Here is a 20713-nt window from a genome sequence, read left to right on the forward strand (position 1 = left end):
ACAAATTATAGAGGATTCAAGAGATATAGGAGATGACCAATATGGAAACATTACAGCATCTGATTCTGCATGACATGCCGGATAGCGAAGAAATAGAAGCTGTAAAAAGCGGAGCTCACACGCTGACATACGCATCATATCGCAAACGAATCAATCAGCTGGCGAATGCTCTGCTTCAAAAAGGAATTCAAAAAGGCGACCGTGTGGCATTACTTTGCAAAAACGGCCACCCTGCATCAACACTTATGTTTGCCGCACTTGAAATCGGCGCCGTTGTTGTACCTGTCAGCTGGCAGCTGAAACCATACGAGATGACAGGCATTTTAAAAGCAAGTGAACCGAAAGCATTGTTTTACGGATCGGAATTTAAAGAGACAATGGATGAAGTGCTGCCTGAGCTGTCTTCTGTGTATTTGATCATGGAAACAGGTACAGCGTATGAGACATCTCCAGTGTTTGAAGCGCTTTTTGCAGGTCCTGATCATTTGCCGGAAGCAGAAATAGTTTCTCCAGATGATACAGCGCTCCTGATGTTTACGTCAGGGACAACAGGGAATCCGAAAAGATGCATGATCACCCATGGCGGTATTTACAATTACGTATCAAAATCAAATAGCTCAAGCGCACGAATGAAAAATCTGCGTTTTCTGGCGTGCCACCCGATTTATCATACGAGCGCACTTATTTGTATCATGCTTGGAACGTTTGCGGGAACCACGTTTATTTTTACAAAGGACCAAGATCCTGTTGATATGCTGAAGGTTATTGAAGAAGAAAAAATTCAAACGATCATGGCCCTTCCTGTGTTTTACACTTATTTGCTTGAGGCGTGGGAAAAACATCAAACCGATCTGTCCTCGCTCATTATTTTGATGACAGGCGGAACAAAAGTGCCTAGCAGCCTGATTCAACGTTATCTTGATATCGGCATACAGCTCGCTCACGGTTACGGAAGCACAGAAGCTTGGGGAATCAGCACATGGATTCCTGAAATGGGAATGGATAAAGCGGCCTCTGCCGGTAAACCCGTTGCTGATGTTCAAGTCAAGGTAGAAGATCCTGAGACGAGAGAAGAGCTGCCGCAAGGTGAAATCGGAGAAATCGTTGTGCATAGCCCATTCTTATTTAAAGGCTATGAGGAAAACCCTGAAGCGACAGCAAAGGTGCTGCAAAACGGCTGGTTCAGAACCGGAGATTCAGGCTACGTGGATGAGGACGGCTTTATCTTCATCACCGGACGATACAAGGATGTCATTATTTACGGAGGCGATAATGTCTATCCTGATCAGGTTGAAGAAGTTATCCAGCAGATCCCGGGCATCCTTGAAACAGCAGTTGTCGGGATACCGGACCCGCTGTACGGAGAAAAACCAAAAGCCTTTATCGTTACTAATGGCACTCAGGAAATAACGGAAGCGGATGTCATTGCATATTGTAAAGAACGCTTGTCCGCTTACAAAATTCCTGAAATCGAATTCGTAAAGGAACTTCCGAAAAATAATCTCGGCAAAGTAAAAAAAGACGTCTTGCGCAAGCAAGCTGTACATTCATAAAAGAAAAAGCCCGTCATTTATGTGACGGGCTTTTTTGCGGTTGCGCAGACTGAAAGCTCAGGTTTAATGTCTTTATATTGGATATCAATGTCTTTGAAGCCTGCCGTTTTCAGGTCAGTAAGCATCTGTTTTCCGAACGATTCAGTTTTTTCAGGACTGGCATCTGCTTCCCGGGGCTGCATCGTAATGGCTGCTTTGCCGCCGGGTTTTAAGGCTTGATAAATCTGTTTGATGCCTTCTTGCTGGTTATTCCAAATCGTGTAGTTGTTAACGGAAATGACTTTATCATAATACGCGGCGGGGAGGGGAAACGTTTCAATGCTGCCCTGTATCAGGCGAACACGGTCTGTTTTTAATCTGTGTGCCGCCAGCTTCAGCATAGCCTCTGATACATCAAGCCCATGGATATGAACGCTCTTTTCGCGTTTCAGCATCTGCTTCATGCAATAACCCGGTCCAAAACCGACTTCTAGAATGCGGTCTCCGCGTGTTAATCCAAGCTGATCTATTGTCCACTGATTCAGTGTTTTATTTTCAGCAGCCATGATGTATCCGGCAAGTATGCCGAACATCCCCTTCGGTCTGCTGAATTTTTTAGAAAGCATGTTAATCATTCAGCAACCTCCTTTTCACATCATTTTCCTCCTTGCGTTCCATGTGAAACATTTTTCTGATAAAGCAATCCGAAGGTGCTGAACCATGTTTATCCAAAGTAGGCACGAGGTACACAACAAATAGACATGAAAAAAAAGGAGGAGAATCATTATGGCAAACTATCCGAAAGAACTGCCGGCACAAACCCAAAATCGCCAGCCGGGAATTGAAAGTGAAATGAATCCAAGTCCCGTATATGAGTACGAGCATTATAAAGGTGCTGATAAATTAAAAGGAAAAGTCGCACTCATTACAGGCGGCGACAGCGGAATCGGACGTGCGGTATCCGTGGCTTACGCAAAGGAAGGTGCTGACATCGCCATTGTATATAAGGATGAGCAGGGAGATGCTGAAGATACCAAAAAACGCGTTGAACAAGAGGGCGTGAAATGTCTCTTAATCTCCGGAGATGTGGGCGACGAGGAGTTCTGTAATGAAGCGGTTGAAAAAACCGTGAATGAACTCGGCCGTCTGGATATCCTTGTGAACAATGCCGGTGAGCAGCATCCGAAGGAAAGCATCAAAGATATTTCAAGCGAACAGCTTCACCGCACATTCAAAACAAACTTTTATTCACAATTTTATTTGACTAAAAAAGCAATTGATTATATGAAACCAGGCAGCGCGATCATCAATACGACTTCTATTAACCCTTATCGCGGTAATCCGATGCTGATTGATTATACGGCTACGAAAGGTGCGATCAATGCCTTTACTAGAACAATGGCGCAGGCACTTGTCAAAGACGGCATCCGTGTAAATGCCGTAGCGCCGGGACCAATCTGGACACCGTTAATTCCATCTACATTCTCAGAAGATACAGTCGCTCAATTTGGGCAAAATACGCCGATGGGCCGTCCGGGTCAGCCTGTTGAGCATGTCGGATGCTATGTGCTGCTGGCATCAGATGAATCATCCTATATGACAGGACAAACGCTGCATGTAAACGGCGGAGACTTTGTGACGACGTAAGAGGGAGTGAGGAAATGAGCATCACGAAAGAAGAAGTAAACAGCTACTATCAAAAAGCTGGTATTGTCTTAACAGATGATGAAGTAGAACAAATTCAGCTCATGGACTACGGCTTGGGAAAAGAACGAAAAGTCGGGCTCCAGCTCTTTGTCTATGTGAATACAGACCGATATTGTTCAAAGGAACTGGTGCTGTTTCCCGGACAGACGTGCCCGGAGCATCGCCATCCGCCGGTTGACGGGCAGGAAGGCAAGCAGGAGACCTTCCGCTGCCGCTACGGAAAAGTATATCTTTATGTTGAAGGAGAAAAAACACAGCTTCCAAAGGTTCTTCCTCCACAAGAGGATAGAGAATACTATACAGTCTGGCATGAGATTGAGCTTGAACCCGGCGGGCAATATACAATTCCGCCGAACACCAAGCATTGGTTCCAGGCCGGGGAGGAAGGCGCAGTCGTAACGGAAATGTCTTCAACCAGTACAGACAAACATGATATCTTTACCGACCCTAGAATTTAAGGATGAGGCTTAAAAAGCCCATCCTTTTTTTTATTGAAAAAAACGGAAACACCGTTATAATGGGTAAAAAAGGAAAGAGGGCGAGGGAGATGTTCACCTGCGACGTAAACGAGCACATTACCATCCGGTTATTGGAGCCAAAAGATGCGGAGCGGCTGGTAGCGATCATTCATGAGAACCAGCAGCGAATCAGCCAATGGCTATTCTGGGCTGAAAATCCAAGTGATGCCGAAACGTACAGGGAAACGCTCATTCCGGATTGGCGGCGTCAGTATGCTGACCTGAACGGCATTGAAGCGGGGATTCTATATGACGGCAGCTTGTGCGGCATGATTAGCCTGCATAACCTTGACCAAGTAAATAAAAAAGCGGAAATTGGCTATTGGATTGGCGAGGAATACGAAGGCAAAGGCATTATCACTGCCGCCTGCCGAACACTCATCACATATGCCTTTCAGGATCTGGAATTGAATCGTGTTGCGATCTGTGCGGCTGTCGGAAATCACAAAAGCAGAGCGATCCCGGAGCGCCTCGGCTTTCAAGAGGAAAGAATAGCGAGGGAAGGCATATTCATTAAAGGCAAGTTTCACGACCTCGTCTATTACAGTCTGTTAAAGCGTGAATGGGATGCAAAAAATTAAAGAGCACATTTTCTTGTTTAAATCGGTCCCGAATGTGGAAAAGTAACAGCGGAGACGTTAAAAAGGAGTGATTCGAGATGAATCAGCAAGATATTAAACAAAAAGTGCTTGATGTTCTAGATCACCATAAAGTAGGTTCGCTCGCAACGGTTCAAAAGGGCAAACCGCATTCCCGCTACATGACTTTTTTCCATGACGGGCTGACGATTTATACACCGACAAGCAAAAAAACTCATAAAGCTGAAGAAATTGAGAATAACCCCAATGTGCACATTTTATTAGGTTATGATTGTGAAGGCTTTGGCGATGCGTATGTCGAAGTCACAGGAAAAGCAAAAATAAACAATTCAACAGAATTGAAAGACAAAATCTGGAGTTCTAAATTGGAACGCTGGTTTGACGGGAAGGATGACCCGAACCTGGTGATTCTTGAAATCGAACCGGAAACTATCAGATTAATGAATGCAGGAGAGAAAACACCAGTCTCACTTGATTTATAAAAAAAGTTTGTGTTTTCAGGGGCGATATGTTATCATGAATAGCTAAGCAAGAAAAATAAGCAAATAAAAAAGAAAGTAAACTTCTTTTTTCTGTTTTGAGAGAGAAGCTTTTACCGCTTCACAAGCAGCAAACCAGCTGCCCTTATTCTTTTCCTTCATAACAAATCGCCCCTAACGATGAGATGGAAAAAAGACTTTTTTGTTTTACAATTCACACCGGCGCGGCTTCGGAGCCGCAGTGACGATTGAGAGGTAGGGCTTTCGTTGTCTTGTGTTCAAGAAATTTCCATGGTGTTTACTTTCCAGAATGATTCTTCGGAACAATGCTTTAGAATCTAACCCGCCCGACTTGGCGGATGATATAATCTTTATTTGCGTATAGAAAAGAATAAGACAAACCGCTCGGCATACGCCGGCGGTTTTTTATTGTGAAAAAAACAAATCACACATGAAACTTCTGGCTGTTTCCTTCAGTCTTATCACTAGGATGAAACTGGAGGAAAGAATACTGTGCATGTTATTACAACACAAGTCGTTTTTATTTTCTGTTTTTTGTTATTGATTCACTCAATAGAGACCCTTGCCTATGCCACAAGGCTTTCAGGGGCCCGGGTAGGGTTTATCGCGTCCGCGCTTTCCTTGTTTAATGTCATGGTCATCGTGTCAAGAATGTCAAACATGGTCCAGCAGCCCTTCACGGGGCACTTAATTGATGATGCCGGAAAAAACGCGCTGGCGCTCGTAGGCGAGCAGTTCCGGTTCCTGATCTTTGGCTCGACGGTCGGGACTATTGTGGGCATTATCCTGCTTCCGTCTTTTGTCGCCCTTTTTTCACGTGCGATCATCCACTTGGCGAGCGGGGGCGGCTCCGTTATTCAGGTCTTTCGGAAAGGATTTTCTAAGAATGGATGTAAAAATGCCTGCTCCTATTTGCGTCTGCCGTCTGCTTCGTATTTGAAGGGATTTCACATGCGTTTCATTCCAAAACGGCTGTTTGTCATTAACATGCTGATCACGTCCATTTATACAATCGGCGTGCTTTCCGCACTTTACGCAGGGCTTCTTGCACCCGAGCGCAGCACGACGGCGGTTATGGCATCAGGCTTAATCAACGGGATTGCGACGATGCTGCTGGCCATTTTTGTTGATCCGAAAGTGTCTGTTCTTGCTGATGATGTGGCAAAAGGAAAACGAAGCTATGTTTATTTGAAATGGACCTCTGTGACAATGGTGACGTCAAGGGTAGCGGGCACGCTTCTTGCCCAGCTTCTGTTTATCCCTGGCGCTTATTATATCGCGTGGCTGACAAAATGGTTTTGATGGAGAAAAGCTGACCTGATGAAAGGTCAGCTTTTTATTTATTCGGCGATGTTGCCCATAGAAATGGCGATTCGGTTCCAGCTGTTAATTTGATTAATGATGAGGATTAAATCAACATATTCTTTTTCATTATAATATTTACGCACCTCTTGATATACATCATCAGATACACGTTTGTTAGAAATAAAAGTGACATGCTCTGTCAGCAATAATGCTGCTTTTTCTTCAGGGGTGTAAAAACTGCACTCTTCCCAAGCGTTTAATCCGTAAATACGCTGTTCGGTTTCTCCCATTTTTCGGGCATCTTTCGTATGAATGTTAATGCAGTAGGCGCAGCCATTTAATTGTGATGCTCTTATTTTTATTAGCTCTCTTGTAGTCCGGTTAATATTGGATGTTTTTGTGTATGCCTCCATTTTCATCATGATTTGTAATCCATCAGGGGCTGTTTGGTCGTAGGGAATCCTCTTCGTCACCATTCCATCTCCTTTCACTACTGTATAATGATGACATGGTGGTCAGGTTTAAAAAAGAAAACAGCCTGAAGCAGATTCAAGCTGTTTTCTTAATAGTGCCGGCATCACATCATGCCGCTTTATCGTTTATTTAAAGTTCCTTAATCCGCGATCGTACAAAAAGTTTCCGAATGGGACGAATGCGGCGACGAAACCGGCCGCTGACCATTTTAACGACCATTTCACAGAAAACGTCACATAGGCCAACACTAGCAAATACAAAATAAACAATCCGCCGTGAACAGAACCGACAATTGTCACCGCAAGAGAAAGGCCTGCCCAATATTTGAGCGGCATGGCGACGAAAAGCAGGATTAAGAGTGACATTCCTTCAATAAAACCCATCGTGCGAAGTCTTCCGATCGGCGTTTGCAGCATAAATCGCCCTCCTCGTGGACACGTTTTCATCTATACTATAAACAATCCGGCGGGCATATATGACAAGTTTCAGAAAATGTTCGGAAAACATTCATATTTGGCTTACTCATCATCCAGCTCTTTGTTTTTTAGAAAAGATCTTCGGAGACTTAAAAAGTTGATGATAAAATAAAAGAAGATAAACAGTATTGCGAGCATCAATGCTTCCAGCCACTCATGAAGCGTATGTGGATAGCCTGTAAACAGTATACTAATAATAAAAAACAGTACACCTGTTATAAGGCTCGCTGCCATTATTTCTTTTCTTTTTTTTCGGTAGGTCACTTCAGTCGCAATCTCAGGGTGTTCAAGACCTGATAATAAATAGCGAATGAGAATATATCCTGCAAAAACAACAAATCCAACACCGCTTACCATGTACTCCATAGGATCTCGTTGAAGAACAAAACCTCTAATAATGAGATCTATCAGCATTAAGGCAGCAAGTATAAATCCTGCTTCCCCATAAAACTGTTTCATTTTCTTTTCGACATACTCATCTTTAAAAACAAAAAATAAATGCTTCATTGGCAGTCCCCTTCCCAAAATAATTCATCCAGTGTCTTATCCAGCGCCTTCGCAATCGCGATGCATAGCTGCAGCGTTGGATTGTACTTGCCTTTTTCAATCAATCCGATTGTTTGTCTTGTCACTTGAACATATTGTGCCAATTGAGACTGGGTCCACCCCTTTTCCACCCGTGCCAGTTTTACGCGATTGGTCATGTTTGCCCCCTGTGTAATATATATATTGCATAATGTTAAATATATATTACTTTTCTGGTGTTTGAAAGTCAATGAAATCTAAACCTTTTATCTTGTCATTTACACAAATTCCCGAGATAATGTGAACAAAAATAAAAGAAGGATTTTGATATGAAACTTGACCAAATTGATCTGAATATCATTGCGGAACTGAAAAAAGACAGCCGTTTGTCCATGAGGGAGTTAGGACGGAAAATTAAGCTGTCCCCGCCATCAGTCACCGAACGGGTGAGACAGCTGGAATCGTTTGGCATCATTAAGCAATATACGCTGGAGGTAGATCAGAAAAAACTTGGCCTTCCGGTTTCCTGTATTGTCGAAGCAACCGTCAAAAACGGGGATTACGATCGATTCAAAAGCTACATTCAAACGCTGCCGAATATTGAATTTTGCTATCGGATTGCGGGAGCGGCCTGCTATATACTGAAAATCAACGCGGAAAGCCTTGAAGCAGTTGAAGCTTTCATCAATAAAACAACACCTTACGCCCAAACCGTCACTCACGTCATTTTCTCAGAAATTGATACAAAAAACGGGCGCGGTTAGAGAGTGCCTGGTCAAGTCTGTTATAATAAAAGGATGAGCGTGAAAGAAAGAGAAGTGATCAAGCATGTCAAAAACAGTTGTATTAGCTGAAAAACCTTCAGTCGGCCGCGATTTGGCCCGGGTGCTGAAGTGCCATAAAAAAGGGAACGGTTATCTCGAAGGAGATCAATATATTGTCACATGGGCTTTAGGCCATTTGGTGACACTTGCTGATCCGGAAGGCTACGGAAAAGAATTTCAATCATGGCGGCTTGAGGATCTGCCGATTATCCCTGAACCACTAAAGCTAGTGGTCATCAAAAAAACCGGAAAGCAGTTCAATGCGGTGAAAGCGCAGCTTACCCGCAAGGACGTCAATCAGATCGTCATCGCGACAGATGCCGGCCGGGAAGGTGAGCTCGTCGCACGCTGGATCATTGAAAAAGCGAACGTCCGTAAACCGATCAAACGGCTGTGGATTTCCTCAGTAACGGACAAAGCGATCAAGGAAGGTTTTCAAAAGCTGCGCAGCGGCAAAGAATATGAAAATCTGTACCACTCAGCCGTTGCCAGAGCAGAAGCGGATTGGATTGTCGGCATTAACGCGACCCGTGCGCTCACCACAAAATTCAATGCCCAGCTTTCATGCGGACGCGTGCAGACGCCGACACTAGCCATGATTGCGAAGCGCGAGGCGGACATCCAAGCCTTTAAGCCTGTTCCATATTACGGCATTCGCGCAGCGGTCGATGGAATGACGCTGACGTGGCAGGACAAAAAATCGAAGCAGACGAGAACATTTGACCAAGGCGTGACAAGCCGTTTGCTAAAAGAACTTGATGGAAAACAGGCGGTGGTCGCTGAACTGAAAAAAACAGCGAAAAAAAGCTTTGCTCCTGCGCTTTACGACTTGACGGAACTCCAGCGGGACGCCCACAAACGCTTCGGATTTTCCGCCAAAGAAACGCTCTCAGTTCTGCAGAAGCTGTATGAGCAGCACAAGCTTGTCACATATCCGCGGACAGACTCACGGTTTTTATCCAGTGACATTGTCCCAACCTTAAAAGACCGGCTGGAGGGCATGGAAGTGAAACCGTATGCCCAATATGTCACCCAAATTAAAAAGCGCGGCATCAAATCGCATAAAGGCTACGTCAATGATGCTAAAGTGTCAGACCACCATGCGATTATCCCGACTGAAGAGCCGCTTGTTCTCAGCAGTCTCAGCGATAAAGAACGCAAGCTGTATGACCTGATTGCCAAACGTTTCTTAGCTGTGCTGATGCCGGCTTTTGAATATGAAGAAACAAAGGTCATGGCAGAAATCGGCGGAGAAACTTTTACAGCGAAGGGAAAAACTGTGCAGTCACAAGGCTGGAAAGCCGTTTATGACATGGCTGACGAGGATGACGAGCAGGAGGACGACAGAGATCAGGCGCTTCCGGTTCTGCAAAAAGGCGCCTCGCTCACTGTCCGCACATTAACTGAAACAAGCGGACAAACCAAACCGCCAGCCCGTTTTAATGAAGGGACGCTGCTGTCAGCTATGGAGAACCCAAGCGCCTTTATGCAGGGAGAAGAAAAAGACCTTGTCAAAACGCTTGGCGAAACAGGCGGCCTCGGTACGGTTGCAACGCGTGCCGACATTATCGAAAAACTGTTCAACAGCTTTTTAATTGAGAAAAAAGAAAAAGACATTTTTATCACCTCAAAAGGAAAACAGCTCCTGCAGCTCGTTCCTGAGGATTTGAAATCACCTGCTTTAACGGCAGAATGGGAACAAAAGCTGTCCGCCATTGCGGCTGGAAAATTAAAATCCGCTGTCTTTATTAAAGACATGAAGGCTTACGCTAAGCAAACGGTAACAGAAATCAAAAACAGCAGCCAAACCTTCAGACATGATAACATGACGGGAACGGCATGTCCGGAGTGCGGCAAAATGATGCTGAAGGTAAACGGCAAGCGCGGCACCATGCTCGTGTGCCAGGACCGGGAATGCGGAAGCAGAAAAACGATCGCCAGAAAAACAAACGCGCGCTGCCCGAACTGCCATAAAAGAATGGAGCTTCGAGGCCAAGGAGAAGGCCAGACCTTCGCGTGTGTTTGCGGGCACCGTGAGAAGCTTTCTGTATTTGAAAAACGGAAAAACAAAGACAAAGGGCGCGCTACAAAGCGGGACGTCTCTTCCTATTTGAAAAAACAAAATAAAGATGAACCGATTAACAATGCGTTGGCGGAACAGCTGAAGAAACTCGGTTTGGATAAATAAAAAGAAACCTGTGCGATTCGCACAGGTTTTTTTATTGGACTTAGGTCCTGTTTTTTGAAAGTTCAAAAAGGGGAAAAAAAGCTAGTAATCTTCGTTTTTTTCTTTTATAGTTAATATAATTTGTAACATGGCAGTAATAATTTCGTCATATATTGGTGTGCGTCTGATTCGCTTTGGACGACAAAGGGGGATTTGCCTGTGCGGCATGTGTTGGTCGCTGCTATCTTATGTTGCTTATCTATCGGACTTTCCGCAGGGTGTGTTGAAGCTGGAAATAAAATCCTATATCAGTCGGAGGCAGATAGGAATACCCGACCGCTTCAGCCGGCGGAGTATTTCATCTATCACAATCTTATGAATGACCAGGGGCTTATCAAAACGGATTTCTCAGATCAGCCCTCCTATTTATCAGAATCGATTGGCCTGTGGATGGAGTTTTTGGTCAGCAGACAAGACGCCTCGCATTTTCAGGAGCAATATCAGCATCTGACGAATTCTTTTCTTCTGAATCATCAGCTGGTGACATGGAAGATACAAAACGGTCAAGCGAGCGGAACAAACGCGCTGATTGATGATATGAGAATCATGGTGTCTCTCGATCAGGCAGCTGCTCTTTGGGGGAGCAGCCAATATGAAAAAACGGCCCGTGATATCGGCACGGCTATAAAGACATATAACATGTACAACGGGATGTTTACAGACTTTTACGATTCAGCCTCTCAGGCCGCTTCAAAGGACGTGACGCTTTCGTATGTCATGCCCGATGCACTAGCTGTTTTGAAAAAGTATGGGATCATAGACGAAGAAACAGTACAGCGAAATGCCGATGTTCTCTATCTAGCCCCTTTAAAGAATGGTTTCCTTCCAAAAACGTACAGCGCAGAGTCAAAGCAGTACAAATATGACAGTGAAGTAAACGTCATTGACCAGCTCTACGCCGCGTGGCATTTGCCGGAAGGGAATGAAAAAGCCGCTGTGATAGCGGAGTGGGTCAAAAAGGAATTTCAGGCAAACGGAAAGCTGTACGGACGATATTCAGCAGATACGAAGGAGCCTGCCGTCCAATATGAGTCGCCGTCCGTATACGCGTTAGCTGCTTTATTTTTGGCAAAACAACATGAAGACAGCTCGGTCATCAAAGCGATTTATGATAGAATGAATGACTTTGAAATTCTTGATCCGGCGAAACCGTATTATGGGGGTTACATGAGCGGCTCCGACACGCACTCGTTCGACAATCTGCTGCCGCTGTTAGCCGAAAGGAAGCTTTTTAATGAAACGATCATTCAATGAATCACAAAAATTATTTGCTTATCTTTCAGGGCTTATCGCAGCCCTGTCTCTGTTTATTTTTTATGTGTCCGCCGAGCAGTCGGAGGGCTTTCTGATCATTTGCATCACATTTGTCGTGATCGGAGCCGGCATTTGGTTCGGTCCGATTTACGCGCTGGCGGTCACTTTAATCGTTCTCTTTGTTCTTGGCACGCTCATGATGTTTTTTCAGACTGGACAGGCTGTGATGTTTTCGGCTGAAGACGGGCTGCGCATGCTGATCGTGTGGGGAATTGCGCTTTTGCTGTTTTCCTTTATGTCAGGAAGAATCCACGATATTGCAGCAGAGCTGCGCCGTTCAGTCAAACGTCTTCAATCTGAAATCAAAAGCTTCGTGGCTGTCGACAGAGTGACGGGTTTTGATAACAAGCAAAGAATGAAACTGGAATTGTCAGAGGAAATCAAACGGGCGGAGCGCTACGGCAATTCCTTTGTCTTTTTGCTGCTTCATATGCATTATTTCAAGGAATTTAAGTCTTTGTACGGAGAGAAAGAGACCGACCGCCTCTTTCAATTCGTCAGCCTGCAAATCAGGTCAAGCGTCCGGGAAACGGATAAAAAATTCCGCCCCTCTGACGAGCGCTTCGGCATTGTGCTGACACACACGCCGGCTGAACATATGCCGGCCGTTCTGGCAAAGCTGAAAAAACAGCTGGACACGTATCAGCTGACAAACGGAAAGTATGTGTCGCTTACGTTCCATGTCTGTTATTTACCTTATCGAAGAGATATAAGGACAGCTGATCAATTTTTAGATGAACTGGAAAACGAGATGATGATGAATGAACTTTAGAAGAATAACGCTACTCTGCGTGACCGTTCTGATGCTAACAGCTATTGCTTCTTTTCCCGTGTCGGCCCAAGCAAAGGGGCAGGATGACGGTGTTCTCATCATCTACTCAACCTTGGACGGCAAAGAGTCGCCTCAAGTCAAAATGCTCGATTTATTGGCCGGCCATTTTACATCTCATGTCACGGTCAGAAAAGATTCGGATGTTACAGCATCTGATGTGAAAGGCAAAGAACATGTTATCTATTACGGGCAAACGAAAAGAAAGCTCAGCAAAAAACTGGTATCCCTCATCAGCGGCGTAAAAAAACCTGTCGTCGCGATCGGCTATAATGCCGGACAAATCAGCCAATTTTCCGGTCTTTCCTTAACCCGCAAAGAACATGTCTATCAGATTCACAGCAGCACGGAAAGAAACGATGTCTCCTTAGAGAGCGGGCTTCACGTGCTGAGCGTATCAGGCCTGAAAGGAAAGGCGCTGTATACCTTTACATCTGCTGACGGCAAAGCGCGTCCGTTTATATGGAAAACGGAAAAATCAAATGTGTATATCGGCTTACCCAATCTGTTAAATGACAATTTGATCGTGGCGAAAGAGCTTCGAGAAGCATTTGGAGAGAAGGCTGGAATCACGCTTTTATATTTGCGGCTGGAGGATATCAGCCCGATGTCTGATGAAACCTTGCTGCTTCAAGCCGGTACATATCTGTACAAGAGACATGTGCCTTTTATCCTGTCAGTCATTCCGGTGTATCTGAATCCGGAAACAGGCGATAAAGTGTATTTGTCTGATAAACCGAAGATGGTCAAGGTATTGAAAAAACTGCAAAGCATGGGCGGCAGTATCATTGTTCATGGCTATACACACGCCTATCGCCACAGTGAAACAGGAGAGGGCTTCGAGTTTTGGGATGCCAAGGCGGACCAGCCAATCACTTCGGAAAATGCCGATGACACCCCGTCCATTTTGGAAAAGGAACAGGCTTTTCCGAATGAACAGGCCTATAAGAGCTATTTGAAGCCGTTTCAGGAAAAGGAAGAAACATATACAAGGCAAAAGCTGACGCACGCCATTGAGGATTTAACCTCGGCAGGGCTTTATCCGCTGGCATTTGAAGCCCCGCACTATACGATGTCTGAGTACGGCTATCAAATAGCTTCACAGTATTTTTCAAGCATGTTTGGGCAGGTGCAGCTCAGCAATACAACATGGAAAACCTCCGGTGCATCCCCGTTTTTGACCAAACCAGCTATGCTGCATGGGATGACGCTGTATCCGGAAACAATCGGTTTTGTCGATACATCAAAACAAAACCCGCTCGGCGATATGCAGGAGAACATATCACAGGTGATTGATTTTGAAGGCGGAGTGGCCGGAGGGTTTTATCACCCGTATCTTGGGATGAAATATTTGCCGGAGCTTGTTGACCAGATGGAACGCATTCCGGACAGTGAATGGCTTGATTTGAAGAAAACGAAACAAACCGTCAAAACAGACAAAGTGGAAATTCATACAAGCGGTGACGGAACGATTCAGGTGAAAAACGGCGTAAGTGCCGTCGGCGAGTTTTTCGACCACCATCGGCAAACCCCGTTGGAAAAGGCGTTATGGATTCTCTCCGCAGTTGTGCTCTTGTTTGTCATCATGTTTGTCAGCTATACGTTTTACTTGAGGGCCACATTAAAAAAACGAATGTTTAAGGAGAGAAGAAGCCTTGGGTAATATGCTGTTCTTTATCTCGCTGAGTTTAATATGGGTCATGCTTCTCTATCACATGTTTCTCATGCAGGGCGGATTCCGCCACTACATGACCTTCGAGCGGAACATTCCGAAGTGGAGAGAAAACATGAAGGAATTGCCGAAGGTCAGTGTGCTCATCCCGGCCCATAATGAAGAAGTTGTCATTCGGCAGACGCTGAAGGCTATGGTGAATCTTTATTATCCGAAGGACCGGCTGGAGATTATTGTGGTAAACGATAATTCTTCAGACCGGACGGGTGATATCGTCAATGAATTTTCCCAGAAATACGATTTTATCAAAATGGTAATCACAAAACCGCCTAACGCCGGAAAAGGCAAATCCTCGGCGCTCAACTCCGGTTTTGCTGAATCGAACGGTGATGTCATTTGTGTATATGACGCCGACAACACGCCTGAAAAAATGGCCGTGTATTATCTTGTTCTCGGTCTGATGAATGACGAGAAGGCAGGCGCAGTGGTGGGGAAATTCCGTGTCATCAATGCAGCAAAAACGCTGCTGACGAAGTTTATCAATATTGAAACGATCTGTTTTCAGTGGATGGCGCAGGGTGGCAGATGGAAGTGGTTCAAAATCGCTACCATTCCCGGAACCAATTTCGCAATCCGCAGAAGCATTATTGAAAAGCTCGGGGGCTGGGATGATAAAGCGCTGGCTGAAGATACCGAGCTGACCATCCGGGTGTATAACCTCGGCTATCACATCCGCTTTTTCCCGGCTGCTATTACTTGGGAGCAGGAGCCGGAAACGTGGAAGGTGTGGTGGCGCCAACGGACGAGATGGGCGCGCGGCAATCAATATGTCGTCCTGAAGTTTTTGGCGCAGTTTTTCAAACTGAAACGAAAACGGATTATCTTTGACTTGTTTTACTTTTTCTTTACGTATTTCCTGTTTTTCTTTGGCGTGATCATGTCAAACACGATATTTGTGGTCAATCTGTTTTATGATTTGCATTTGTCGGTCGGGTTTTTGGCAATGATTCTTTGGATTTTGGCGTTTTTCTTATTTATGACCGAGGTCATGATTACGTTAAGCATTGAAAAAACAGAAATGAACAGGCAAAACTTCTTTATCGTATTTCTGATGTACTTTACGTACTCGCAGGCATGGATTGTGCTCGTGATCTATTCTTTATTCGTAGAAATCAAGCACCGTTTATTCAAGCAGGAGGTCAAATGGTACAAGACAGAACGATACAATCAACATAAAAGCGGGTGACCTTTTTGAAACAACTACTTATTTTTCTTACAAGCATTATGCTGCTGGCAATGACCGGACAAACGGCCTTCGCCCAAGAGATGCAGGTCGATGGCTCTCTTCTAGGCAAAAGCAGCCGTGAACAAGCCAAACAGCAGGTGCTGACAAGCGATCTCATGACACTGTACGGATCAAAAGACAGCGCGGAAATGACGTATCAAATTCCCGCAGGCGCCTCTTCCGGCAGCCAGCAATTGGTGATTGAATACGAGGCATCGGATCTATTAATTTCTCCTTCTTCATTAACGGCTGTGATTGACGATGAACCGGTCAAAACAGTAAAGCTAAACGGTGATTCAAAACGGAAAACACTGAAGCTGAACTTGACCAAAAGCCAGTCCGCCCAAGGCTATCACAGCGTATCACTGAAATTTTACGGCGTCATGAAAGAGGGCGTCTGCGTCAGACAGGATACGTCCGGCAACTGGATCAAAATTTTTCCGGACAGCCGCCTGACACTGGCGGACAGCAGCGAAGCGAAGGGAACGTCACTTGAACATTACCCATATCCATTTGCCCAATCGGGTAATACAGCGGAAGAGACTGCTATTGTCATTCCGGATAACCCGAGTTCGGCGGAAATTGAAGCGGCTGTCAAAACAGAAGGATATCTAAAAACTGCGGACAGCAGTATCAGCATTTCGTTTGTGAAGGAATCTGAAGTGAAGCAAATCGACAAGCCGACCATTTTCATCGGTGTGGACAAGCATTGGAACGGCAAGGTGAAAAAGCTGATTAAGCAAGCCGGCTTACAGGCAAAAGGAGAAACACTTCTGCTTGCGGAGCGCGTGCTGAAAGCGCAAGGCAAGCAGCAGCCGGTTCTGTTTGCTCAAGCGGCATCTGATGAAGTGCTCTCAGAAAAAATCAGCGTCATCACTGAGCAGACTTACACCGGCCAGCTAAGCGGCGAAACACTTTCTATTGGCAAGCTTCACAAGTCTGAAAAGCAGGAAAGCAATAAGCTGACCCTTGAGAAATTCGGGGCAGAAGATATGACAATTGGAGCTGACAAAACATCTTCAGCGCATTATTTTTATCCGGCTTCGGCGGTGATAGATCAAAACCAATCAGCCAAGCTGTCGCTTAAGCTAAAGAAATCGGAAACGATTCAAGCAGCCGCCGCAGAAAGCGATTCATCCTCTCAAGCAGCAGAGCTGAAGGTCCTAATCAACGGGCAGCCGCATTCGGTCCGCCTCAATGAATTAGGAAAAGAAGATAAAAACGGATACTATCATGTCACGCTGAAAGTAGACCCTAAGCTGCTGCAGAAAAACCGCTACATTGATATGCAGTTTATCACCACAGGCTTAAAGGAAAACAACCCTTGCGATACAACCGACGAAGAGAAATGGGTCTTTATTGATAAAAGCAGCGCCTTGTCTTACACCGTTAAAGGCACAGCTCCGTCAGCGAATTTCCAGGAATGGCCGCTTCCTTACGCCGGAAATCAGGAACAGGCAACACTGATTGTGCTTCCTGACAGTGTGAGCCAACCTAAGCTTAAAGAGCTTTCTCTCGTTACTGATTCCTTCGGAAGCGAAGCCCAGCAATCTTTTACAGTAAGGAAAGCATCTGAAGTCAAAGCGGATGACGCGAAAGGCCGGAACTTAATTTTCATTGGCGGCGTCAGCCAGTTCTCTCTTTTGAAAGAGAAATCTGCTGATCTGCTCGTGCCTCAAGCGAAAAACGGCTCGTTTGACGTGTCGGGCTTTGAAATGCTGAACGAGACAACGAAACAAGTGGCATTTACCCAGGCGTCTTTATGGGATGCAAATTATACGATGGCTGTTTTTGCGCCGCTGAAAGAAAATGGTGCAGCCGTCACAAAAGAAATGATCAGCTTTTTGAACAGCAATGATGACACGGCGACCGTCATCAATGAAACAAACAGCCAGCAGGTGTTTACAAACCACCAGCAGCTCAAATCAGAAACAAACAGTTCTGAAGCAGAAAAAACAACCCAAGATCAAGGCCAAAAACTGCTGTATATCGGCGTGCTGGCTCTCATTATGGTGATTGCGGCATGCTTCATTTGGGTCACCGTTAGACGAAGAAAAAGAAAGATAGATAGAGAATAAGACAGAGGCTGATATCAGCCTCTGTTTTTTAATTTGGTTCAAATTTTCCATTTGTGGAACCTGTCATTTTATTTTTTTCTCAGGGCCGATAAGCCTCTTTACAACATACGTAAACGGGAGTATGATCTCTTTTAGAAAACAAATCGCTTAATCTGAAAACAGAGCGGGGGACCCATTTTGGCGGCATTTTGCCGCTCGGGGTGAATCCTTTTTAGGTAGGGCAAACTCTCATATGCCCGAATCCGTCAGCTAACCTCGTAAGCGTTCATGAGAGGAGATGAATGAAACCTGTGTTCGATGTTAAGGCACAGGGGCATCCGTTTGCCTCTGTGTTTTTTGCTGTTCAATTTTCAGAATGTAAATCGCATACAGAGACATCATAGCAGAAAGGACTATTATAAAATGTGAGAACAGATGCGGATGTTTTATTGTTTTAATGAAAAATGAAATTAAAAGGGGAAGACATCGATGTATCATTCAATCAAACGTTTTTTGATTGGGAAACCGTTAAAATCACAAGCAGCAGGAGAACAAAAACTGACAAAATTAAAGGCACTTGCCATGCTCTCCTCAGATGCTTTATCATCTGTCGCTTACGGAACGGAACAAATTCTTATCATATTGGCGGCGGTAAGCGCTGCTGCATTTTGGTATTCCATTCCGATAGCGGTCGGCGTACTCATTTTGCTGCTCGCGCTGATTCTCTCATACAGGCAAATTATTTACGCTTATCCGCAGGGCGGCGGGGCGTATGTTGTATCAAAAGAAAACCTCGGCGAAAAGCCCGGGCTGATTGCAGGCGGTTCATTGCTCGTCGATTATATATTAACTGTAGCAGTAAGTATTTCCGCAGGAACGGACGCCATCACCTCGGCGTTCCCGGCACTGCATGATTATCATATACCCATTGCTGTTTTGCTGGTTTTAGTGATTATGATTTTAAATCTGCGGGGGCTGTCAGAATCAGCATCAATACTTGCCTACCCGGTCTATCTGTTTGTGGGGGCTCTTTTCATCCTGATTGCCGTCGGTTTATTTAAGCTTATGACAGGGCAAATAGATCAGCCTGTCCACCATACACCGATCGGCACACCGGTAGCCGGCATTACGCTGTTTTTGTTGCTAAAGGCTTTTTCATCCGGCTGCTCCGCGCTTACCGGAGTTGAAGCGATCTCCAACGCGATTCCAGCCTTCAAAAACCCGCCTGCGCGAAACGCGGCGAGAACGTTGGCTATGATGGGGATCTTGCTTGCGGTTCTGTTTGCCGGTATCACAGTACTTGCATACGGTTATGGGACGGCTCCGAAACCAAATGAAACGGTCATTTCACAAATTGCGTCGGATACCTTCGGAAGAAATGTGTTTTACTATGTCATTCAGGGTGTGACATCGTTAATTTTGGTCCTTGCGGCGAATACGGGCTTTTCAGCTTTCCCGCAGCTTGCCTTCAATTTGGCGAGAGACCAGTACATGCCGCGCATGTTTACAGTAAGAGGCGACCGCTTAGGCTTCTCAAACGGAATTATCTTTTTAGGCGTTGCCTCAATTGTGCTGATTCTGTTATTTGGAGGGCAGACGGAGCACTTAATTCCGCTATACGCGGTCGGTGTGTTTATTCCATTTACGCTTTCGCAAACAGGAATGTGCATCAAATGGATCAAACAAAAACCAAAAGGCTGGATTGGAAAAATGCTGATCAACTCCTGCGGCGCATTGATATCGTTTATGGTTCTGTCCATCCTGTTTGTCACGAAGTTTAATGTCGTATGGCCTGTTTTGATCTTTATGCCTATCGTCGTTTTTTTGTTTTTTGCGATTAAGAATCATTATACGGCTGTCGGTGAGCAGCTTCGTATCGTAAACAAACAGCCGGAAGAAATCAAAGGTACGGTCGTGATTGTGCCTGTAGCCGGTGTCACGACCGTCGTGCAAAAATCCATTCAATACGCAAAGTCACTGTCAGATCAGGTCATTGCCGTTCACGTATCGTTTGACAGAGAACAGGAAAAGAAAGTGGAAAAACGCTGGGAAGAGCTGAATAATGGAGTGCGTCTTGTCACGCTTCACTCTTCGTACAGAAGCCTGATCCATCCGTTTGATAAGTTCTTGGAAACTGTTGAAGCAAAAGCAAAGAAGAAACAGTTTTCTGTCATGGTGCTGTTCCCGCAGTTTATAACAAAAAAACGCTGGCATACCATTCTGCACAACCAGTCAGCCTTCCTGCTGAGAGTCCGGCTGTTCTGGAAGAAGGACATAATCGTTGCCACATTGCCGTATCATTTTAAAAAGTAAGCAGCTAAGACCAAGGGACATCCCTTGGTCTTTTTTAAATAAAGGGGGAATGGCGGTGTATACGGAAGGGGCATTTGTTATAGTGACAAACGCAAAGCGGCAAATTCTGCTGGTCAAACGAAAAGACGTTCCTTTATGGGATTTGCCGGGCGGACGGGTTGAATCAGGAGAAACCCCGGAGGCAGCGGCGATCCGGGAGGTAATGGAAGAAACGGGATATCTGATAGAGCTTTCCGGGAAATTGGGTGTCTATCAAAGACCTAAGTTTCAGGACGAACAGCATGTGTTTGCAGGGAACATAACAGGCGGACAAGCGATAGAAAACGGCATGGAAACGGCCGGGATGAAGTGGTTTTCGCCGGAGCGTCTGCCGCTTTTGATGGTGCCAAACCGGAAAATGCAAATCAGAGATTTTCTAAACGGCGCCGCGGGCATCAAGAGTACCGTCAAGGACAACAGCTTTTTGGCGGCCCTAGACCTGTTCAGAAGGAAATACAGCAAGCGATAGTTGCCTCCGGGTTTTAAACGGCTCCCCCTGTGGTATTGAAAAAGGAAA

Annotated in this window: 20 protein-coding genes and 1 riboswitch; of the genes, 15 read left to right on the forward strand and 5 right to left on the reverse strand. The window is 45.3% G+C overall.

What is annotated here, in order from left to right:
• The first annotated feature begins 41 nt into the window (after window positions 1-41).
• The gene (locus NSU16_RS02430; protein ID WP_339191966.1) at window positions 42-1553 is read left to right on the forward strand and encodes a class I adenylate-forming enzyme family protein; all 1512 of its coding nucleotides are present in this window, start codon (window positions 42-44) and stop codon (window positions 1551-1553) included.
• Window positions 1554-1570: 17 nt separating this feature from the next.
• Here the strand turns inward: NSU16_RS02430 and NSU16_RS02435 are convergent, their stop codons facing one another.
• Window positions 1571-2167, reverse strand: coding sequence for a class I SAM-dependent methyltransferase (locus tag NSU16_RS02435; RefSeq protein WP_010333063.1), 597 nt, complete (start codon window positions 2165-2167; stop codon window positions 1571-1573).
• 151 nt (window positions 2168-2318) lie between these two features.
• Here NSU16_RS02435 and NSU16_RS02440 point away from each other — a divergent pair, with 151 nt between their 5' ends.
• From NSU16_RS02440 to amj, 5 genes are all read left to right on the forward strand, one after another.
• Complete coding sequence (locus NSU16_RS02440) at window positions 2319-3179, forward strand: SDR family oxidoreductase (protein ID WP_168746957.1); 861 nt, start codon at window positions 2319-2321, stop codon at window positions 3177-3179.
• 14 nt (window positions 3180-3193) lie between these two features.
• A complete protein-coding gene (gene lyxE / locus NSU16_RS02445) occupies window positions 3194-3697 on the forward strand; it encodes a D-lyxose ketol-isomerase (protein ID WP_010333065.1) in 504 nt (167 codons plus the stop codon).
• 89 nt (window positions 3698-3786) lie between these two features.
• Complete coding sequence (locus NSU16_RS02450) at window positions 3787-4338, forward strand: GNAT family protein (protein WP_326196170.1); 552 nt, start codon at window positions 3787-3789, stop codon at window positions 4336-4338.
• Window positions 4339-4415: 77 nt separating this feature from the next.
• Window positions 4416-4838: a pyridoxamine 5'-phosphate oxidase family protein gene (locus tag NSU16_RS02455; protein WP_339191969.1), complete on the forward strand. Its 423-nt coding sequence runs from the start codon at window positions 4416-4418 to the stop codon at window positions 4836-4838.
• 510 nt (window positions 4839-5348) lie between these two features.
• Window positions 5349-6158, forward strand: a complete 810-nt coding sequence (amj, locus tag NSU16_RS02460; RefSeq protein WP_010333068.1) for a lipid II flippase Amj — start codon at window positions 5349-5351, stop codon at window positions 6156-6158.
• Window positions 6159-6196: 38 nt separating this feature from the next.
• On the opposite strand, the gene NSU16_RS02465 is transcribed toward amj, so the two are convergent.
• The 4 genes from NSU16_RS02465 to NSU16_RS02480 all read right to left on the reverse strand — a co-directional run bounded on the left by NSU16_RS02465 (window position 6197) and on the right by NSU16_RS02480 (window position 7815).
• Complete coding sequence (locus NSU16_RS02465; protein ID WP_339192636.1) at window positions 6197-6634, reverse strand: carboxymuconolactone decarboxylase family protein; 438 nt, start codon at window positions 6632-6634, stop codon at window positions 6197-6199.
• A 126-nt stretch (window positions 6635-6760) separates the two neighbouring features.
• Window positions 6761-7051 (reverse strand): DUF3817 domain-containing protein, encoded by a 291-nt coding sequence (locus NSU16_RS02470; RefSeq protein WP_010333070.1) that lies wholly within the window; start codon window positions 7049-7051, stop codon window positions 6761-6763.
• Window positions 7052-7153: 102 nt separating this feature from the next.
• A complete protein-coding gene (locus NSU16_RS02475; RefSeq protein ID WP_326226524.1) occupies window positions 7154-7618 on the reverse strand; it encodes a DUF6773 family protein in 465 nt (154 codons plus the stop codon).
• Window positions 7615-7815 (reverse strand): helix-turn-helix transcriptional regulator, encoded by a 201-nt coding sequence (locus NSU16_RS02480; protein ID WP_101864010.1) that lies wholly within the window; start codon window positions 7813-7815, stop codon window positions 7615-7617. Before NSU16_RS02480 ends, NSU16_RS02475 begins: the two co-directional genes overlap by 4 nt.
• Before the next feature lie 150 nt (window positions 7816-7965).
• On the opposite strand from NSU16_RS02480, the gene lrpC reads away from it, so the two are divergent.
• From lrpC to NSU16_RS02525, 9 genes are all read left to right on the forward strand, one after another.
• Window positions 7966-8400 (forward strand): transcriptional regulator LrpC, encoded by a 435-nt coding sequence (lrpC, locus tag NSU16_RS02485; RefSeq protein WP_010333071.1) that lies wholly within the window; start codon window positions 7966-7968, stop codon window positions 8398-8400.
• Between the two features lie 64 nt (window positions 8401-8464).
• Window positions 8465-10648, forward strand: a complete 2184-nt coding sequence (locus tag NSU16_RS02490) for a DNA topoisomerase III (protein WP_339191971.1) — start codon at window positions 8465-8467, stop codon at window positions 10646-10648.
• A 198-nt stretch (window positions 10649-10846) separates the two neighbouring features.
• Window positions 10847-11941, forward strand: a complete 1095-nt coding sequence (locus NSU16_RS02495; protein ID WP_339191973.1) for a lipoprotein YdaJ — start codon at window positions 10847-10849, stop codon at window positions 11939-11941.
• Window positions 11922-12773: a diguanylate cyclase gene (locus tag NSU16_RS02500; protein ID WP_168746963.1), complete on the forward strand. Its 852-nt coding sequence runs from the start codon at window positions 11922-11924 to the stop codon at window positions 12771-12773. Before NSU16_RS02495 ends, NSU16_RS02500 begins: the two co-directional genes overlap by 20 nt.
• Entirely contained in the window at window positions 12763-14493 is a 1731-nt protein-coding gene (locus NSU16_RS02505; protein ID WP_339191974.1) for a DUF2334 domain-containing protein, read from the forward strand. The genes NSU16_RS02500 and NSU16_RS02505 overlap by 11 nt, the downstream gene beginning before the upstream one ends.
• Window positions 14486-15748, forward strand: coding sequence for a glycosyltransferase family 2 protein (locus NSU16_RS02510; RefSeq protein WP_010333076.1), 1263 nt, complete (start codon window positions 14486-14488; stop codon window positions 15746-15748). The genes NSU16_RS02505 and NSU16_RS02510 overlap by 8 nt, the downstream gene beginning before the upstream one ends.
• 5 nt (window positions 15749-15753) lie before the next feature.
• The gene (locus tag NSU16_RS02515; protein WP_339191976.1) at window positions 15754-17865 is read left to right on the forward strand and encodes a cellulose biosynthesis cyclic di-GMP-binding regulatory protein BcsB; all 2112 of its coding nucleotides are present in this window, start codon (window positions 15754-15756) and stop codon (window positions 17863-17865) included.
• 134 nt (window positions 17866-17999) lie between these two features.
• A riboswitch (cyclic di-AMP (ydaO/yuaA leader) is annotated at window positions 18000-18144 on the forward strand.
• A gap of 189 nt (window positions 18145-18333) precedes the next feature.
• Window positions 18334-20157, forward strand: coding sequence for a potassium transporter KimA (gene kimA / locus NSU16_RS02520; protein ID WP_339191978.1), 1824 nt, complete (start codon window positions 18334-18336; stop codon window positions 20155-20157).
• A gap of 49 nt (window positions 20158-20206) precedes the next feature.
• A complete protein-coding gene (locus NSU16_RS02525; protein ID WP_339191980.1) occupies window positions 20207-20665 on the forward strand; it encodes an NUDIX hydrolase in 459 nt (152 codons plus the stop codon).
• The last annotated feature ends 48 nt before the right edge of the window (window positions 20666-20713 follow it).

Source organism: Bacillus sp. FSL K6-1003 (assembly GCF_037964945.1).
Lineage (GTDB): Bacteria > Bacillota > Bacilli > Bacillales > Bacillaceae > Bacillus > Bacillus mojavensis.

Coding starts and splice junctions, on each gene's coding strand:
- NSU16_RS02430 (WP_339191966.1), top strand. CDS start 42: ATGGAAACATTACAGCATCTGATTCTGCATGACATGCCGGATAGCGAA.
- NSU16_RS02435 (WP_010333063.1), bottom strand. CDS start 2,167: ATGATTAACATGCTTTCTAAAAAATTCAGCAGACCGAAGGGGATGTTC.
- NSU16_RS02440 (WP_168746957.1), top strand. CDS start 2,319: ATGGCAAACTATCCGAAAGAACTGCCGGCACAAACCCAAAATCGCCAG.
- lyxE (WP_010333065.1), top strand. CDS start 3,194: ATGAGCATCACGAAAGAAGAAGTAAACAGCTACTATCAAAAAGCTGGT.
- NSU16_RS02450 (WP_326196170.1), top strand. CDS start 3,787: ATGTTCACCTGCGACGTAAACGAGCACATTACCATCCGGTTATTGGAG.
- NSU16_RS02455 (WP_339191969.1), top strand. CDS start 4,416: ATGAATCAGCAAGATATTAAACAAAAAGTGCTTGATGTTCTAGATCAC.
- NSU16_RS02470 (WP_010333070.1), bottom strand. CDS start 7,051: ATGCTGCAAACGCCGATCGGAAGACTTCGCACGATGGGTTTTATTGAA.
- NSU16_RS02475 (WP_326226524.1), bottom strand. CDS start 7,618: ATGAAGCATTTATTTTTTGTTTTTAAAGATGAGTATGTCGAAAAGAAA.
- NSU16_RS02480 (WP_101864010.1), bottom strand. CDS start 7,815: ATGACCAATCGCGTAAAACTGGCACGGGTGGAAAAGGGGTGGACCCAG.
- lrpC (WP_010333071.1), top strand. CDS start 7,966: ATGAAACTTGACCAAATTGATCTGAATATCATTGCGGAACTGAAAAAA.
- NSU16_RS02490 (WP_339191971.1), top strand. CDS start 8,465: ATGTCAAAAACAGTTGTATTAGCTGAAAAACCTTCAGTCGGCCGCGAT.
- NSU16_RS02500 (WP_168746963.1), top strand. CDS start 11,922: ATGAAACGATCATTCAATGAATCACAAAAATTATTTGCTTATCTTTCA.
- NSU16_RS02505 (WP_339191974.1), top strand. CDS start 12,763: ATGAACTTTAGAAGAATAACGCTACTCTGCGTGACCGTTCTGATGCTA.
- kimA (WP_339191978.1), top strand. CDS start 18,334: ATGTATCATTCAATCAAACGTTTTTTGATTGGGAAACCGTTAAAATCA.
- NSU16_RS02525 (WP_339191980.1), top strand. CDS start 20,207: ATGGCGGTGTATACGGAAGGGGCATTTGTTATAGTGACAAACGCAAAG.